Here is a 14,144-nt window from a genome sequence, read left to right on the forward strand (position 1 = left end):
CTACTTCAGTCGGAGCACGAGGTGTGAGTCGAGGAGGTCGTCGCCGTTGTCGTCGCGGCTGACCTGCAGCACTTCGGCTTCTCGCGCGTTGGGCGTGTCCGGCCAGACGGTCACGAGCGACCCGACCGGAACGGTCGTGTCCAGCGGCACGGTGACCTGCGTCGACGACACGACCTCCTGGCCGTCGATGTTGCGGATCAGCTGCACCTCGTCGAGCACCTCGGCCGACGCCGGTTGCGGGACGGCGTAGCGCGGGCCGAGGCTGCCGCCGCTGATCCGCGCCCGGATGCTCACGGTGTGCGGGTAGAAGAACGTCCCCCACGTGGTCACGAGTACTCCCCCTCGGCCCAGAGCTTCGACAGAGGTCGGTCAGCGGGGAACGAACCACGCGGCATCCCGGCGGGCGCCGACGGGGTGTCGCAGAGCGACCGGAGATTCGACACGTCCTCGACGGTGAACGCGGACTTGATGTCGCGGAGCGAGATGCTCGTGCCGTTGCGGCTGCGGGACGCGACGGCCCCGGTGCCGACATCGGAGGCGCGGGCATAGACACCCTTGAGGATCGCGATCGCGTCCTTCCCGTCCTCCGACTCATTGTCGAGCGTCGCGACACAATGCGCGATGTCACGGGCACGGACCAGGATGCGGCGCGCGAGCTGCTCGTCAGAACCGATGTCGGAGTGGGTGATCGGCATGGGCCTGCCCTTCGCTCGCGCAGCCCGCTACAGGGCTCGATGGTCATCGCCAGAGGTCATTGGACCCGTGGCGGCATCCGACGCGGGAGCGAGGCGCACAGCGTCGGGGAAGCATGGTTGAGGGTCGACCCCCGGTGACGAATCACACGGGGGTCGACCCTGTGCAGTCCGGTCAGGACTGCTTGGGTGCCGGGGCCTTCGGTGCCGGTGTCTTGCTCTTGTCGAGCTCGGCCTTCGCGGCGTCGCGCTCGGCTGCCGCGTCGGCGGCATCCTTCTTCGCCTGCTCCAGCTCGGCGGTGAGGGCCTCGGTCGCGGCCTTCACCGCGGCGTCGATGTCCTCCTGCGAGAAGGTCGGCTCAGGCTCGGGAGCACCCTCGGGCAGCTCGAACGCCTCGATGAGGCCGACGTCCTGCAGATGCTTGGCGTTGTCCTCGTCGATGTCGTCCGCGACGATGATGCCGTTCCGGTACACGTACCGCTCGGCCTTCCCGCTGCGGACGACCGCGACGGGACCGACGACGCGGAACGCCGTCGGCTCCTCCGCGGCCATCAGAGGTTCGTCCCCGTGATGGTCACGCCCGCGTTCGGCTCGGTCACGACCGGAACGACGACGCGGCGCGCGCGCAGCTCGTACTTGTCGTGGCCCTTGACGCGCTCGGTCGCGGTCTCGACGTTGAACGTGCCCGCCTTGACGAACTCCGGGCTCGCGAGGTCCTCGTCGGCCATGCCGCCGAGCTGCTCGCGATCGAGGAACAGCGGGTTGTCCGACGTGTACCGCGGCGAGGTGGCCCACGTGTAGCCGAGCAGGTCCATCGGCAGGTTGCCCGACAGGATGATGTTGCCCTGCTCGCGCGGCAGCACGCCGGCGTTGACCAGGATGCCGATCACCTTGGCGTACTTCGACGGCTTGAGGACGATCGTCTCCAGGTCGATGCCCGTGCCGTCGGCGCGGGAACCGGAGATGGACTCGAGCGACTCCAGGATCGCGCCCGCCGTGGTCCACGCCGCGGACGCCGCCGCGGTGGACGTCACCTTGGAGGTGATGACCGCCATGGCGCGCGCGTCGACGTCACGGATCACGGTGTTCGCGAGTCGGGTGAGCGCCCGGTTCACGAACGAGATGCCCTCTCGCGAGATCTTCTCGTCCGTGATGTCGGTCGCGAGACCCTGCTTGTCTGTCTTCGCGGCCGCGAGCTCGCCCTGCGTGAGGACGGTCTTCGGGTACGCGGAGCCAGGTGCGACCGACTCGGACGCGTCCGCGGCGAAGATCTGCTCGCCTGTCTCGTAGAAGATGCCACCGCCGACCGCGTTGTAGCGACCCGTGAGGATGAAGTCCGCGATGAACTTCTGATCCGCCAGAGCCGCGAGGCGCTTTGCGATGACTCGCGGGTTCTGCAGCAGAAGGTGGATCTGCTGCGCGGTGAGAGCGCCCTCGGGGCGCGCCACCGGGTAGGTGTAAGAGGCCATGTCTGCGCTTCTCCTTGTCAGCAGATCACTTCGACCACGTCACCGTCCGCCGCAGCGGCCGTGAGCGCGATACCGAATCGGTTGGTGCCGGCGTCGTCGACCTTGCCGGCGGCGAGGGTGCCGACCGTGGCGCCCGCCGCGATGGCGGCACCCGCGGTCAGCTTGTGCACGCCGCGGAGCGGGTACACGGTGACCGTCTCGCCGATCGCGGCGTCGAAACCGGCGACGCCGATCAGCGAGGCGGCGACGGCGTCCGCTCCGGCGTGGGCGACAGTGTCAGCGCCGGAGACGGTCAGCACGCGGCCGCCCGTGATCGCGGCGGACGCGATCGCCGTGAACGGCTTGCCCGCGTCGATCTTCGGCAGGTAGTCAGCCATCTCAGGCCTCCTTCGTGTCGTCGGCCCAGCCCGCCGCGGCGGCCAGGGCTTCGTCTTCGGACGCGTTCACGTCCGCGTGGCCGATCTCCTCGACGGGGATCGCGTTCTTCACGAGCGAGTCGAGCGCCTTCACGGTGCCCTCCTCGTCGCGCTCGAGCAGCGTCGCCCAGGTGTCCTTCGACGCGGGGGCGATGCGGCCATCCTCGAGCGCCTTCGCGAGGATGCCCTCGCGACGGGTCTCGGTCTGCGACTTCAGCGCCTCGACGCCCTGCGCGGCCTTCGCCTGCAGGTCGGCGAGCACGGCCGAGTCGATCGCGACGACGCCCTCGGGCAGCGCCGCGGTCTCGGTGGGGGTTTCGGCCTGCTCCGCGAGCGCCTGGTCGACCGCCGCGAGCAGCGTGTCGTCCGAAGCCTCGGCGTCGGTGACACCGAGCCGCTTCGCGAGGCCAGCCTTCAGGTCGTCGTATGCCACGACGTTCTCCTTTCGGATGGGTTCACCCGGCTCGGACGAGACGGGGGTCTGAGATGCGCCGACCGGCGGCGCCGGGGCGTGGGAACGGCCCGCGTACGCGAAGCCGAACTTCGAGAGGTCGAATCGCGCAGCGGCGTCCGACGCGTCTTCGGGACCGTCGACCCACTCGTCAGCGAGCCCGGCCGTCACGGCTTCCTCGGCCGAGAACCACGTCTCGGCCTTCATGAGGGCCCGCCAGTGGTCACGGTCCTTGCCTGCGCGTGCGGCGTACGAGTCGGCGTACGACGCGGACAGCTTGTCGAGGATCGCGGCGGTCTCCTGCATGTCGGTGGCGTTGCCGATCGCGAAGCCCCACGCGTCGTGGATCATCAGCATCGAACCGCGGTTCATGGTGATGTGGTCGCCCGCCATCGCGATGAGCGAAGCCGCGGACGCCGCCATGCCGTCGACCGTGACCTCGACGCGCGCGCGGTGCCGGCGCAGCGAGTTCATGATCGTCACGCCTTCCCACGCCGCCCCGCCGGGCGAGTTCAGGAACAGGCGGATCGTGTCGACGTCGAGCGCGTTGATCTGCTCAGCGAACTTCTTCGCCGAGACACCGCCGCCCCACCACGTCTCCCCGATCTGGTCGTAGATGTAGACGTCCGCGGACGTCGACTCGTCCTCGGCGACCGCGGCCGCCTGGATGCGGAACCAGTCCTTCGGTGCCTGCGCGTACGCGATCGGCATGCCCTTCATGCGGCCTCCTCGGTCGACTTGGTCGGCGCCGAGCTGGCGCGCGTAGTGCTTTTGTCCTTCACCGGCATCCGGTAGCGGGCTCGTGCCCACGACTCCAGCCGTTCGTCGGGTTGGACGATGCCCGACTCGACGAGCAGCTTCAGCGCCTCGGCGGTCGCTGCCTGGTCCTCGCCGATGCGGGCGACCGTCAGCTTCGGCGCCCGCTCCTGCGGCCCCCAGTTGACGTCGACGAGGTCCTCGACGACGTGCTGCTGGGTGATGTTTCGGATCGACTCGGCCTCACGGTTGAGCGACTTGATGAAGAAGTCCTCGAACGTGTCGCCGAGGGCGTACGAGCCGGTCGAATTGTCGCCGCCGAGGTTGAGGAAGTTCGCCAGCGCGATGCGGCCGATCTGCTCGTCGTAGTACCGGATCGGCTTGTCGGTGTCCGGCAGCCTCCCGTTGACACCGAGGAGCTCGAGCTTCGCCCCACCCGGGATCGATGCCCCGGCCGTATCGCCTGCACGAAGCCCCTTCGCGAGCTTCAGACCCGAGTCTCGCTCTTGCTCGTCCCACTTGGTGCGGGCTTCACCCTCGACCTCGTCGGGCGCCTCCTTGCCGGTGTAGACCGGGACGCCGAGCCCGTTCCGTTCGATCGTCATCGCCTGCACACGCAGGCCCGAGTCCTTCAGCAGCCACATCTTGTACGCCAGGCGCAGGATGGACCGGCCCCGCCAGTTCGCACCTTCACGCTCGGGCACGTAGGCGACGAGCCGGTCGACCGGGATGCGCACGGTCCCGCTCCCGGACAGGCCGTCCTGCTCGATCGCCACGAGCCCGCCGTCGCGAGCGACCACGATCTTCGAGATCGTCGACGGTGGCCGCCACGCGAGCTTGCGGAGGTACGCCCGGCCGCCCTCGATGCGGTACACCTGCTCGAAGAACGAGTGCCCGTGCGGCAGAGACAGCAGCACGTGCTGCAGGTGCGAGTCCCACGAGAACCGGTCGCGCGTGCGCAGCGGCTCGTCGTGCTCCTGGCCCTTGATCGGCAGCCCCAGGCTGTCGGCGACGAGCTCGACGGCCTCATCGCGCGCACCGGCCGGGTCGATCGACCACGTCGACTGCTGGATGGGCGACGTCACGGCACGCAGCACCGAGCCGACCTGCGGATCCTCGTTGCGCATCCGGTCGTAAATCTTCAGCGCGAGCGGCCACTGAAGATCGGGGTTCTGCTCGAACTCGTCGTAGTAGTCGCCCCACCCCGGCAGCGCCGGATTCTGGTAGCCGATCTCGCTCGTCGCGGCGTGCACGGACTGTACAGCTCGCGGCGAGAACAGGCGAGAGAGCGAGAAGCGGGCCAATGGGTCCTCCTTCAGAAGGGCACGGTCGCCAGGTTCACCTCGGTGGACACGGCTTCGTCGCGTGTGATCGTCTCCGCTGGTGCCGGCGGGGGCGGCGCCGGCTTCTTCGGCTTAGGCGCGAACGACTCCAAGCCGACGAGCGCGTTCGTGACGGCGACCACGGGTGCGATGTCGACCGGCGACGCGTCGCGATCCCACACCGGCATGCCGCTGAGCGCCTTCGTGACGCCGTTCGCGATCGCGAGGTTCAGCGGGCCTTGCGACCGGTGCCGGATCTTGTCCTCACGGAGCCGGTCGGCGAGCCGCCCCGCCGAGGTCAGCAGGGTCGTCGCCGAGATGTCGACGATGTCGAACCTGGCGTCCGCGAGCAGCGACACGAGGTCGGCCGCGTCGCACCCCTTCGTTTGGATTGCGATCTGGTTGATGCCGGTCTTCTCACGGACCGCGATCGCGTGCTTCACGACCCACGTCATGCCCGTGCGCTGCGCGATCAGCTCCAGGTGCACGCGACCGTCGTCGCGGAACCCGGCGACACCGATCGTCGACCGGGTGAGCCGCTTCTCGCGGTGCACGTCGATGCCCATGACCATGCGCGAGCTGTCAGCGATCGTCGACCCGACGTCGACGAGCTCGCCGTCGTCGTCCAGCGATGGTGCGTCGGCGGCTTCCGCCCAGCGGGCGCCGTCCAGGTACGGTTCGACGCGTGACGTGACCCAGTCGCACAGGATCTCTGTGCGCTTCGTGGCCTCAGGCTCGTCGCCGAGCAGGTCTGACCAGATCGAGTCGAAGAACATCGGCTTGTAGCCGACCGACGGGTTCGCCTGCAGGATCCCGTCGATGTCGAGCAGCGGCTTCCCCGGCTCCGCGGACCACTCGAACAGTGCCGTCGCGACATCGTGCGTGTTCGCGAACTCTTCGAGCGTCTGGATGCCGGTCTCGACGTACTGCTCGTACTCGCGGATCGTCTTGATCGCGCCGGCGCGGAGCGTCGACAGCACCACCGACTTCGCGTCACCGGCCGACGAGATGCCCCACAGCTGCGAGTTGAAGATCGCGTTCTTCGTCTTCGACACCGAGCCCCAGACGTCCCACGTCTGCTGCTCGCGCATCTCGTCCATGATCACGCGGGCCGCGGACTTGCCGCGGCCGCCCATGCGCGACGCCGCGCGAGGCTCGTACTTCGCGTTGTTCCGCAGCCGCAGAGACTTCTTGCCGTTCGTCTTGACCGGCTTCCGTGTCTCCGTCGCCAACCACTCGACGACGTACTCCTCGTCGTCTTCCTCCGGGTTCGGGTCGCACCGCTTCAGTGCGGCATCCCACGCCTCCTCGGCGATGTCGAGGTTCTGCGCCGTGCCGAGGATCAGGAACTCGCGCGCCGGCAGATGCTCGGGGAAGCTGTCCGCGTCGACGAACAGCCACCAGAGCGCGAGCACGGTCAGCAGCGTCGTCTTGCCGTTCTGTCGGCCCACGAGAACGAAGATCTTGCGGAACCGGTACGTGCCGTCCTCGTTGAGCTCCAACGCCCGGATCAGCAGAGCCTTCTGCCATGGGTACAGCCGGATCCCGAGCACTGTGAGCGCGAAGTCGATCACCGAGAACCCGTGCGACGTCTCCGGTGTCAGCCGACGCAGCGGCGGGGTCGCGATCCGCGGCTCCGTCGACCCGACGTGCTTCCCGTACCGCTTCGCATCCGCGAACACCGCGGTCTCATACTCGTCACCCAGCAGCGCGGTGCTTCTGCCTCCGGATGCGGTCAAGGGGCGACTCCTCCACGATCTTGAGGTCAGGCGGACCTGCCGGCACGGCATCCGCCGTCGCGGCCGTTTCGCCCTCATCTCGACGCGGTCTCGGAGCAGGCTTCGGAGCCACAGCGCGCTCGAGCTTCGTCACCGCCGAGTCGTACATCCGCAGCAGATTCAGCGGAGCCTCATCCGGACCTGCCTTGTCCATCCGACGCGCCAGATTCCGCGCCATATCGATCAGCGCCGCATGCGGGCCGTCCTCCTCCAGACCACCCGCCCGAATCGTCCGATTCACCGCCACCAGGCACGCGCGAGACGCCATCAGCGCACCTCCGAAGGGGTGGAATCGGTCGAGAGGCCCGGGGGGAGAGGAACACCTCCCCCGTGGTGGTCCGCCCCTCCGGTCGATGTCTGGATTTTCTGGCGTTCGCGGTCAGTCGTCGGTGTCGGATGCTGTTGCGGCGCCGCGGAGGACGGTGGCGGTGGTCCGCAGCTGTTCGAGTGACGTCACACGCCGGCAAGGGAACATGGTTGACGGGTGGTGACCCTGACACCTCGGGCAGTAGGGACCGAGACGGTCGAGCGGTACGCCTACGTCTGTCACTTCGCTGTCCCGGGTCTCGGGCGGAGGTGTCGCGTCTGCATGCTGCATCGGTGTCCGTTCGCTCCAGCGTCCTGGCCGTATGCTCGCGCTGTGACGATCGACAATCCCATCCCAGAAGACGGCGGCAAGCGCGACTGGGTTCGCGCGTTGGGCCACGGTCTGTTGGGTGAGCTGCCTGGCGGATCGACCGCGGCCGCGATGTTGGCCCAGGCAGTCCAGTCGAAGCAGAGCGAGCGGTTTCTCGATTGGGCTGCGATGACGAATGCTCGGCTCGCGGCGCTCGAGGCTGCGGGAATCCACGTGGACGCCCAGGACCCTGAGTTCGTCGCGTTGTTCACTCGGCTGCATCGGGCGGCGAGCGAGACCGCGGACGAAGAGAAGCGACACATCCTGAGCCAGGCCGCGGCGAACTCTGGCTCATGGTCCCAGGTGCCGTACGACCTTCGGGCCGAGTACGCCGCCGTCGTGGCTGATCTTCTCCCGATCCACATTCGCACGCTGGCAGCTATGGAGCGAGCCATGCAGCGGGACGCTGCGACCGGTGACTACCTCGTGGCCATTGCGTCGTTCCCGTGGTTGGCGGAGCAGATCGGACTTCCAGAGATCGACGCGCGGCGCATAACCGACTACCTCGAACAACGCGATCTGGGTCAGTCCGGCGACAACGGCGGCGCCATGCGTCCGCGGCTAACCCCGTTCGGGCAGGGACTGTTGGACTACGTTCGCGCTCCTCGCTAGGCCCATTGGCGGGACGGGATGCCGAGGTCGACGACGGGCGCGCCGTTGCCGCGCTCCCGGTTGCAGCCCGCGTGGGACGCACGCTTGTTGTCCGGGTCGTCCTGCAGGTGTGGGTGGGTGGACACCGGCCAGTAGTGATCTTCCTGGAAGCGGTCGTCGTTGGCGTAGTCGTCGTGCGCGGCGTCGTAGTCGATGGGCAACCCGCAGATCCAGCAGAGCTCGTCGTTCGCCTCGCACTCGGCACGGAACTCGATGCGCTGCTTGTGCTGCCGTCGAGTGTTGGTGCGGGCTCCCATGTCACCCGCCTCCCTGTTCAGCCGACGATGCAGTCGTCCATGTCGACGGCACTCGTGGTGACACCGTCGAAGTCGACCGGCTGCTTGTAGGTGCCCGACACTTCCGCTGTCTCGGTGACGGCGACGAACGCCGGGTCTTCGTCTGTTGTGATGTCCTGCAGGGATCCCCAGATGCCGGTGACCTTGCCAAGGTCGGGGGTCTCGTAGGTGATGCCGAGGTACCAGAAGTCGCCGTCGTCGTTGACCTTCCCGCCGCTCGCGACAAACTCCGCGTCGGGCACCACGCTGGCGATGTCGTCCTGCAGCTTCGCGACGGCTCCGGCTGTCGGCGTCACGCACTCCGCTGGCATCGCTTCTGCGTCCCCGGTGTCCGCGGGCGCTGGTGTTGGGCCGGCGCATCCCGTGAGGGCGAGCCCGGCGAGTAGCAGTGGGGCGAGGCGGCGCATGGTCACGATCCTATGGAGACCGCGTGGTGCCGGGTAGATACCGTCGCATCAGTCGCTGCCGAGGATGGTGTCGGCTTTCTCGTCGTCGAGGTCGTTCACGAGCTCGTCGCAGCAGACGAGACCAGGCAGCGTCTTCTCACCGCAGCGTGGGCACGTCATCGCTGCCTCCGTGGTGTGTCTCCTCGGGCGAACGCCCACGTGACCAGCGCGCCGAAGTAGCGCCGTGTGTACATGGCGGCCCAGGCGCCGGCGGCGAGGCCGAGCACGGCGGCCGCGGTGACCTTCATGGTTCGATCCGGTCGCGGAGGTCGATGATCGTGGCGCGCTGTTCCTTGAGGCTGGGGAGCTTCTCGGTGCCGTGGTGGCCGCAGTATGCGCGGGTCTCCCCGTTAGGCAGCTTCGCGTAGAGGTAGGCGCGGGTCTTCGATCCGGGGCCGCATGCGTGGCAGATGTCGTCTACGACCTCGACGACCGTGGCTGGCCGGATGCGGTCGACGATGTCCTGGGGTGGTGCGTCCATGCCGGCCCCCGTCTGTGTGGCGGCGGTGGCCGGGTCGCGCAACAGACCCGGCCACTGCCATTCACGTGAAGCCGTGCCGCGTGACCGATCTGCACGACGACACCCGGATGAGAGGACGGGGTCTCAGCTGATCGGTCGCAGGGCTCTCAGAGGCCCTCTCGCGACACCTTGCCGACTTTCACGTTAGGGGGTCCAACGGAACGCTGTCAACTACACACGCCGGAGCGGCAGTGGCACTCGCACCGGACCGTACGGACGCCGTCGGCGTAGTGCAGGTCGCAGTAGTCGTGTCGGCGGAACGCGCACTCGGTGCAGACGAGACGCCCGTCGACGGCGCGGATCTGCGCCAGGGTGTCGCGATCGATGTCGAGCGCATGGCAGATGCGGTCGGTCGTCCAGCCGCGCGCGTCGTAGATCAGGGCCATCCGTCGCTGGTCCGCGCGGAGCTCGCGTGCCTTCATACGCACGATCTCCGCGTGGAGTTCCCCGGCTTCGTCGGCCTCGTTATGCTCTTCGGAGCCCATGTGTCGTCCTTCGGTGTGTGGGTGGTGGAGCGGCTCCCGTGATTGGCGTCTCGGAGCCGCTCCGTCGTTTCCGGCGATGACCGGGGCACTAACGCTAAAGAGGGCCTCCGTCACACGCAACACGTCCTGTGGATAACTGTGTGGAAAGACTGTGCGAAACGCCGGGTTAGCTGTGTAGAACCTGTGTGGATGACGCGCTGAATCCATCCGGAAACCGTCGGCATTTCGAGCACTGATCAGGGATAACAGAGGTCCACCCCTGTGGATGTAGCTCGCGCTGTAGTTGGAGTCGAACATCTGCTCGGCCTCGATGCCTGTGCACAATTAGCGGACACTCCGGTATCGACGAGCGGAGGCGGTCTGGCTAGAGTCCCGCCATGGCCTCCAGCGACTTCGACCCGGACGGACTTGTGCAGGCGAAGCGGCTCCTCGACGAGCTAGAGCACGCTGTCGCGAACTTCGATGACGTCGACCCTCGGAAGCTGCTGCGCGTGCTACGCATCCTGGCTGATCAGCTCGAGATCGTGCGGGACTCCTGAGCTGCTCGCACCATTCAGTAGAGCCGTCTCGGACATGCGACGCCGGAGCTCGCGTGTCGTCGACGTCGTTTATCGTGAGGGCTTCCAGCGCCGACCAGCTGGGGAATGGGGAAGATCTGATGGCACTACCTGGGGATGACACACCGCTCACCGACGCCCGAGAGTACACATGGCATGGCCTGCGAGGCCGCTGGGGCTTTCCGGCATGGGCCGAGAAGCTGCACAAGCGCATGCTGCTATGGCTCGACGGTGAAGAAGTCGTCTACGCCGAGTACGGGTGGGACAACGAACTGCCCGATGAGCGATACGCCTACGACATCACCGAGGCACGGTCGCTTTGGGTTTTCGTGCTCACAACGCGGTTCGCACTATCCGTAGAGATTGAGAAGGCTGAATCCGGGACTGAGGCCGCTCGCGTCACACGCTGGGAGCTGGTCAACCGGTCGGCGATCACGTCGCTCGACGCGAAGTTCCCCCCAGAGGTGCAGGAGGCGCTCGGCCTCACGCTGCACGTGAAGTACGACGGCATCACACGGGACGTGACGATCCCCGCCTATCAGCCGATCGAGCCACCGGCGGATCGTCGAGTTCCGCTATTCGCTTCGCTCCGGGATGATCTCTACGCCGAGTGACACTCGCGTAGCTTTCAGTCTCGCTTGATGCACGGGGTCGGCGAGGAGGCGTCCGCGGAACCATCCGAGGAGCACCTCCTCGTCGACCACGCGTACCCGCTGCCCGTGCTGCAGCTCCCAGCCCATCGGCATGCCGTTGCGACGCCACCGCTTGATCGTCTTGATCGACCGGCGCACACGGGTGGCGGCCTGACGGTAGGTGAGCATCGTCATGCGTCGACCGGTTCCCATCCGAGCAGGTCGAGCAGGTCGAGCTCGACGGGCGGTGCCTCGGCGACGAGTTCGAACGTGATGGGGCGGTCGGGGTCGCCGACGAACGGGAAGCATCTGTCGTCCCGACGCGCGGGGTTGACGAGGGAGTAGCTGAGGCCGAGCATCGGCTCGACGTCGGGGCCCATCGATCGGGCGTACTCGTGGTGGTCGTTCTCGCGGATCGTGGCGACCTCATAGACCTCGCTGCCGAGGATCAGGCCGCGCCACGGCGACCAGTAGCGGACTAGGTCGCCGACGTGCACCTCGACGCGGTGGGCCTCGTACCGGTGCGCCATGAGCGCGACCGCCTGGTGCCCGGCTTCCCGCTCGGTGTCGTCGCGCCAGTCGAGGTTGACGGGGCGGCGCCACGGTGCGCAGTCGACTCCGCAGGTCGGGCATGTGGCGGTGACCTCGCCGTGGAGCCACTTCGTCACGATGCCGCCTCCGATTCGTCGAGGCCGGTGAACTCGTCGACGACGAGATCGGCGACACACTCGGGGCACCATTCCTCCTCGGCGGGCGGGTCGAACGGTGATCCGCCGAGGTCGACGAGCATCGGCACGAGCAGGTCGGAGGCCTTGCCGCACATGTCGCAGGTGCTCATGCTGCCTTCGCCTCTCGCTGGTGGCACGAGCACTCGCAGTGCACCGACTCGCACCGGTCGTGCGCGGCATCCGCGCACGTCTCTGACAGCACGACCGCGGGCTCGGCGGCGACGGGCGCGGGCGCGACTTCGTACGTCTCGCCGCATCGCCGGCACCGGCCGACACGGATCGGTTTCGGTGACCCGTTCGGGTTCGACACCCACGCGAACCCGACCTGACGTTCCCCACACGTGCTGCAGAGCTCCAGCTGCGCTCGGGGCCGCGGGTGGACGCCGTACCGGCCGCGAAGACGCCGGATCTCGGCGAACATGGCGTCCATGGCCTCCGTGAGCTCCGGGACCTGTGCGACGGCGTCTGCGTGGTCTACAAGCCAGCCGACGACGATGAGCGCCTCCCCGCGTGCCGATAGCGGGTCGGCGTCGGGCTTCGGCTTCGCGCTCCACTGCTGGGCGCTCAGGGGTGGGAGGATCGGAGCCCACGGTGCGAGCACGTCGGCGTTGAGCCATGCGGTGACCGCGCGGGCGTAGTCGACGAAGCCCCACCACAGCAACTCAGCGTCGGCGACCGCTCCGGACGGAGAGATGCCGCGCCCGTCCGACGACTGGTCGAACGCTGCGAGCGCGGTGGTCATGTTGTCGATGAACCCGCCGCCTGACACGACAACCTTGTCGGTCTGAGCTGCCTTGATGCTGGGCATCGTCGACCAAATGATCGCCTCGATCAGTGGCGGCACGATGTCGAGGTGCCAGGTGAAGGACCGCACCCACTCGTGGTGCTGCGCGTCGGGGTCGAGGGCGAGGACGTTCACGCGGAGAGCCGCTTCCACCACGGGCGGCGGGCGGCGAGCTGCTGCTCCGCGGCGTCCGCGCGCGCCTCGGCATCCTGCGCGCGGTCCATCGCCGCAGCCCACTGCATGAGCGCGAACTCCAGCGACTCCGCGAGCGCCTCGATGGTGACCTCGACGGACTGGCGGCGTGCTTCGTCCCATCCCTCGTTGAACAGCTGCGCGCGAGTCTCCATGTCGGCGACCGGGCCGTGCACGACGACGTGCGCCTCCGTACGGTCGAGGCTGCCGAGGGCTGACAGCACCAGTCCTGCGGCATCATCAGTGCGCCCTCGGCGGGCGTAGTCGATCGCCCAGTTCAGGAGATGGCGGACGCCGTGGGCGTCGTCGTGCTCGGGCGTGTAGCCCTTCTCGACCTGTCGCTGCTGGATGGCTCGCAGCCGCGACCCATACTCCTCGACGGTGGGAATCAGATCAGGCTCGCCGTCCGCTTCCGCGTTCAGCGCGGCGAGCTCATCGCGCTGGTCCTGCAGCGTCTGCTCCATCGCGACACGCTGGCCTAGCGTGCTCGGCTGCATCGCGTCGACCTTCTCCTGGATGTCCTTGTCGACGCGGCCGTGGGTCGGGTCAGCATCGACACGGTCGCCGTCGTTGCCTGGCCATGTCTCGCTGGCCTCGGCGGGAACCTCGACCGTGATGTGTCCGTGCGCGAGCTTGTACGCCTCGACGACGTCCCTGCGTACGCTGCCCTTCACGTTCACCGGCATGCCCGTGCCTCGGGCCCAGGCGCGGATCGTCGCGGGCGTCAGGTCCAGTTCGGCCGACTGTTCGTCCGGCTCGGCGGTCGCCTGATCCGATGTGCCAGAACTTTCACTGGCCTCCTCGGGCCACTCGGGCACGTCCTGCGGCTCCGGCTTGCGGGACTTGATGATGGTCGCCGGCGACGGCGCGGTGGTGGTGTTCATGATCGGGTCCTCTCCCTCGATCGGTTCTTCGTCCAGGTCATCGACCTGCACGTCTTCGTCCTCTTCGTCGGGGACGGTGCGCCGCGGTTCGGGCGCGGGGTGCTCGTGCGGTGTCTCGCCGAGCTCGGCGGCGATCTGCGCCGGAGTGAGGCCCTGTGCGACGAGTCGGCTGTATCGCCAGTCGCCGGCGGCGAGGTGCTTCGCGCGACGGCACGAGATGCCGTGCTCCTCCTCGCCGGGGCAGTAGCCGCCACGGCATCCGTTGTCGAAGCCTTCGACTGTGCCGTGTGGGTAGCCGTCCTCCAGACGGTCGACGGCGCTCATCGCTGCTCCTGTTTCGCGGGCAGTTGCTGGGTGATCTCGGGCACCCGAGCGATCGCTCGCGCGAAGGCTGCGCGCTCGGCGTTG

General features: G+C 67.9%; 22 protein-coding genes. 3 read left to right on the forward strand and 19 right to left on the reverse strand.

Annotated features, from left to right (window positions below; all coding sequences use genetic code 11):
- From JNB62_RS05380 to JNB62_RS05420, 9 genes are all read right to left on the reverse strand, one after another.
- Positions 1–330: a hypothetical protein gene (locus JNB62_RS05380; RefSeq protein ID WP_220299830.1), complete on the reverse strand. Its 330-nt coding sequence runs from the start codon at positions 328–330 to the stop codon at positions 1–3.
- The gene (locus JNB62_RS05385) at positions 327–695 is read right to left on the reverse strand and encodes a hypothetical protein (RefSeq protein ID WP_220299831.1); all 369 of its coding nucleotides are present in this window, start codon (positions 693–695) and stop codon (positions 327–329) included. Before JNB62_RS05385 ends, JNB62_RS05380 begins: the two co-directional genes overlap by 4 nt.
- A 172-nt stretch (positions 696–867) precedes the next feature.
- Complete coding sequence (locus tag JNB62_RS05390) at positions 868–1,245, reverse strand: hypothetical protein (protein WP_220299832.1); 378 nt, start codon at positions 1,243–1,245, stop codon at positions 868–870.
- Positions 1,245–2,162, reverse strand: coding sequence for a phage major capsid protein (locus JNB62_RS05395; protein WP_220299833.1), 918 nt, complete (start codon positions 2,160–2,162; stop codon positions 1,245–1,247). The genes JNB62_RS05390 and JNB62_RS05395 overlap by 1 nt, the downstream gene beginning before the upstream one ends.
- A gap of 17 nt (positions 2,163–2,179) precedes the next feature.
- Entirely contained in the window at positions 2,180–2,539 is a 360-nt protein-coding gene (locus JNB62_RS05400) for a capsid cement protein (protein ID WP_220299834.1), read from the reverse strand.
- 1 nt (position 2,540) lies between these two features.
- Positions 2,541–3,749: a head maturation protease, ClpP-related gene (locus JNB62_RS05405; RefSeq protein ID WP_220299835.1), complete on the reverse strand. Its 1,209-nt coding sequence runs from the start codon at positions 3,747–3,749 to the stop codon at positions 2,541–2,543.
- Positions 3,746–5,089: a phage portal protein family protein gene (locus tag JNB62_RS05410; protein ID WP_220299836.1), complete on the reverse strand. Its 1,344-nt coding sequence runs from the start codon at positions 5,087–5,089 to the stop codon at positions 3,746–3,748. The genes JNB62_RS05405 and JNB62_RS05410 overlap by 4 nt, the downstream gene beginning before the upstream one ends.
- An 11-nt stretch (positions 5,090–5,100) precedes the next feature.
- Complete coding sequence (locus JNB62_RS05415) at positions 5,101–6,846, reverse strand: hypothetical protein (RefSeq protein ID WP_220299837.1); 1,746 nt, start codon at positions 6,844–6,846, stop codon at positions 5,101–5,103.
- Positions 6,806–7,153, reverse strand: a complete 348-nt coding sequence (locus tag JNB62_RS05420) for a hypothetical protein (protein ID WP_220299838.1) — start codon at positions 7,151–7,153, stop codon at positions 6,806–6,808. The genes JNB62_RS05415 and JNB62_RS05420 overlap by 41 nt, the downstream gene beginning before the upstream one ends.
- A gap of 372 nt (positions 7,154–7,525) precedes the next feature.
- Between JNB62_RS05420 and JNB62_RS05425 the strand changes: the two genes are divergently transcribed.
- Positions 7,526–8,173, forward strand: coding sequence for a hypothetical protein (locus JNB62_RS05425; protein ID WP_220299839.1), 648 nt, complete (start codon positions 7,526–7,528; stop codon positions 8,171–8,173).
- On the opposite strand, the gene JNB62_RS05430 is transcribed toward JNB62_RS05425, so the two are convergent.
- The 5 genes from JNB62_RS05430 to JNB62_RS05445 form a co-directional block, all read right to left on the reverse strand.
- Positions 8,170–8,469: a hypothetical protein gene (locus tag JNB62_RS05430; protein WP_220299840.1), complete on the reverse strand. Its 300-nt coding sequence runs from the start codon at positions 8,467–8,469 to the stop codon at positions 8,170–8,172. The two genes, JNB62_RS05425 and JNB62_RS05430, sit on opposite strands and share 4 nt — an antisense overlap.
- Positions 8,470–8,486: 17 nt before the next feature.
- Complete coding sequence (locus JNB62_RS05435) at positions 8,487–8,804, reverse strand: hypothetical protein (RefSeq protein WP_220299841.1); 318 nt, start codon at positions 8,802–8,804, stop codon at positions 8,487–8,489.
- Positions 8,805–9,070: 266 nt separating this feature from the next.
- Positions 9,071–9,202, reverse strand: coding sequence for a hypothetical protein (locus tag JNB62_RS19370; RefSeq protein ID WP_262985905.1), 132 nt, complete (start codon positions 9,200–9,202; stop codon positions 9,071–9,073).
- A complete protein-coding gene (locus tag JNB62_RS05440; protein ID WP_220299842.1) occupies positions 9,199–9,435 on the reverse strand; it encodes a DUF7455 domain-containing protein in 237 nt (78 codons plus the stop codon). Before JNB62_RS05440 ends, JNB62_RS19370 begins: the two co-directional genes overlap by 4 nt.
- 206 nt (positions 9,436–9,641) lie before the next feature.
- Positions 9,642–9,959 carry a hypothetical protein gene (locus tag JNB62_RS05445; protein ID WP_220299843.1) on the reverse strand — a complete coding sequence of 106 codons (318 nt, stop codon included), beginning with the start codon at positions 9,957–9,959 and terminating at the stop codon, positions 9,642–9,644.
- A gap of 377 nt (positions 9,960–10,336) precedes the next feature.
- On the opposite strand from JNB62_RS05445, the gene JNB62_RS05450 reads away from it, so the two are divergent.
- Together JNB62_RS05450 and JNB62_RS05455 are read left to right on the forward strand one after the other, a co-directional pair.
- Positions 10,337–10,498 carry a hypothetical protein gene (locus tag JNB62_RS05450; protein ID WP_220299844.1) on the forward strand — a complete coding sequence of 54 codons (162 nt, stop codon included), beginning with the start codon at positions 10,337–10,339 and terminating at the stop codon, positions 10,496–10,498.
- 53 nt (positions 10,499–10,551) lie between these two features.
- Entirely contained in the window at positions 10,552–11,130 is a 579-nt protein-coding gene (locus JNB62_RS05455; RefSeq protein ID WP_220299845.1) for a hypothetical protein, read from the forward strand.
- On the opposite strand, the gene JNB62_RS05460 is transcribed toward JNB62_RS05455, so the two are convergent.
- Genes JNB62_RS05460 through JNB62_RS05480 form a run of 5 tightly spaced genes read right to left on the reverse strand, consistent with a single transcriptional unit; the run spans position 11,092 to position 14,060 of the window.
- A complete protein-coding gene (locus JNB62_RS05460) occupies positions 11,092–11,343 on the reverse strand; it encodes a hypothetical protein (protein WP_220299846.1) in 252 nt (83 codons plus the stop codon). The two genes, JNB62_RS05455 and JNB62_RS05460, sit on opposite strands and share 39 nt — an antisense overlap.
- On the reverse strand, positions 11,340–11,816 hold the full coding sequence (locus JNB62_RS05465; RefSeq protein WP_220299847.1) for a hypothetical protein: 477 nt from the start codon (positions 11,814–11,816) through the stop codon (positions 11,340–11,342). Before JNB62_RS05465 ends, JNB62_RS05460 begins: the two co-directional genes overlap by 4 nt.
- Complete coding sequence (locus JNB62_RS05470; protein WP_220299848.1) at positions 11,813–11,986, reverse strand: hypothetical protein; 174 nt, start codon at positions 11,984–11,986, stop codon at positions 11,813–11,815. Before JNB62_RS05470 ends, JNB62_RS05465 begins: the two co-directional genes overlap by 4 nt.
- Positions 11,983–12,795 (reverse strand): hypothetical protein, encoded by an 813-nt coding sequence (locus JNB62_RS05475; protein WP_220299849.1) that lies wholly within the window; start codon positions 12,793–12,795, stop codon positions 11,983–11,985. Before JNB62_RS05475 ends, JNB62_RS05470 begins: the two co-directional genes overlap by 4 nt.
- Positions 12,792–14,060: an Lsr2 family protein gene (locus JNB62_RS05480; protein WP_220299850.1), complete on the reverse strand. Its 1,269-nt coding sequence runs from the start codon at positions 14,058–14,060 to the stop codon at positions 12,792–12,794. Before JNB62_RS05480 ends, JNB62_RS05475 begins: the two co-directional genes overlap by 4 nt.
- Positions 14,061–14,144: the final 84 nt, after the last annotated feature.

It is taken from the genome of Microbacterium jejuense, assembly GCF_019511665.1.
GTDB classification, from domain to species: domain Bacteria; phylum Actinomycetota; class Actinomycetes; order Actinomycetales; family Microbacteriaceae; genus Microbacterium; species Microbacterium jejuense_A.

Excerpts from the sequence above, each read along its gene's own strand:
- JNB62_RS05395 (WP_220299833.1), bottom strand. The coding sequence starts at position 2,162 with ATGGCCTCTTACACCTACCCGGTGGCGCGCCCCGAGGGCGCTCTCACC.
- JNB62_RS19370 (WP_262985905.1), bottom strand. The coding sequence starts at position 9,202 with ATGAAGGTCACCGCGGCCGCCGTGCTCGGCCTCGCCGCCGGCGCCTGG.
- JNB62_RS05445 (WP_220299843.1), bottom strand. The coding sequence starts at position 9,959 with ATGGGCTCCGAAGAGCATAACGAGGCCGACGAAGCCGGGGAACTCCAC.
- JNB62_RS05450 (WP_220299844.1), top strand. The coding sequence starts at position 10,337 with ATGGCCTCCAGCGACTTCGACCCGGACGGACTTGTGCAGGCGAAGCGG.
- JNB62_RS05480 (WP_220299850.1), bottom strand. The coding sequence starts at position 14,060 with ATGAGCGCCGTCGACCGTCTGGAGGACGGCTACCCACACGGCACAGTC.
- JNB62_RS05470 (WP_220299848.1), bottom strand. The coding sequence starts at position 11,986 with ATGAGCACCTGCGACATGTGCGGCAAGGCCTCCGACCTGCTCGTGCCG.
- JNB62_RS05400 (WP_220299834.1), bottom strand. The coding sequence starts at position 2,539 with ATGGCTGACTACCTGCCGAAGATCGACGCGGGCAAGCCGTTCACGGCG.
- JNB62_RS05390 (WP_220299832.1), bottom strand. The coding sequence starts at position 1,245 with ATGGCCGCGGAGGAGCCGACGGCGTTCCGCGTCGTCGGTCCCGTCGCG.
- JNB62_RS05420 (WP_220299838.1), bottom strand. The coding sequence starts at position 7,153 with ATGGCGTCTCGCGCGTGCCTGGTGGCGGTGAATCGGACGATTCGGGCG.
- JNB62_RS05385 (WP_220299831.1), bottom strand. The coding sequence starts at position 695 with ATGCCGATCACCCACTCCGACATCGGTTCTGACGAGCAGCTCGCGCGC.
- JNB62_RS05430 (WP_220299840.1), bottom strand. The coding sequence starts at position 8,469 with ATGGGAGCCCGCACCAACACTCGACGGCAGCACAAGCAGCGCATCGAG.
- JNB62_RS05460 (WP_220299846.1), bottom strand. The coding sequence starts at position 11,343 with ATGACGATGCTCACCTACCGTCAGGCCGCCACCCGTGTGCGCCGGTCG.
- JNB62_RS05405 (WP_220299835.1), bottom strand. The coding sequence starts at position 3,749 with ATGAAGGGCATGCCGATCGCGTACGCGCAGGCACCGAAGGACTGGTTC.
- JNB62_RS05440 (WP_220299842.1), bottom strand. The coding sequence starts at position 9,435 with ATGGACGCACCACCCCAGGACATCGTCGACCGCATCCGGCCAGCCACG.